Raw genomic sequence first — 563 nt, forward strand, 5'->3', positions numbered from 1 at the left:
GTGCTGAAAAACCTGAACAGGGTCGTTGAACAAAATGTAGACCCAAGCATGTTTATTACAATGTTTTATGGCAACTATCATCTTCAAAAACACCTATTTACGTTTTCATCTGCCGGTCATGAACCTGGCTTTTATTATTCTTGCAGGGAAAATAAATTTTACGATTTAAACGCAAAAGGCCTCGTTCTTGGCATTTCATCAAATTACGACTATGAGCAGTACGAGCAAAAACTGGATATTGTCGATATGATCGTTCTTTTTTCAGATGCTGTAACTGAATGCCGGACAGACAGCGGGTTTTTGGAGCGGTCTGACTTGCAGAACCTGATTACTGTACATATGGAGAAACCGGCTCAGCAAATGGTTGACAATATATACGAACATCTGCTCAAGCTTCAGGATTTTCAGCTTCATGATGATTTTACTCTCATTGTTTTAAAAAGAAAGGTTTAAAGCTTCTCTTCGCTGGGTAATAAACCAGTAGCTCATTAAGAGAACCAGAGGTGATATTGTGAATTTGGCAGTTGATACGAATAAAAATGACCATGTGATAGAAGTAAAAG

The 563-nt window shown here is 38.0% G+C and carries 1 protein-coding gene; it reads left to right on the forward strand.

The window, feature by feature from the left end; all coding sequences use genetic code 11:
* On the forward strand, positions 1-453 hold a 453-nt coding region (locus ACWHAR_RS30505), incomplete at its 5' end, for a PP2C family protein-serine/threonine phosphatase (RefSeq protein ID WP_452088862.1).
* Positions 454-563 lie beyond the last annotated feature (110 nt).

The organism is Bacillus sp. LR--39 (assembly GCF_053613335.1).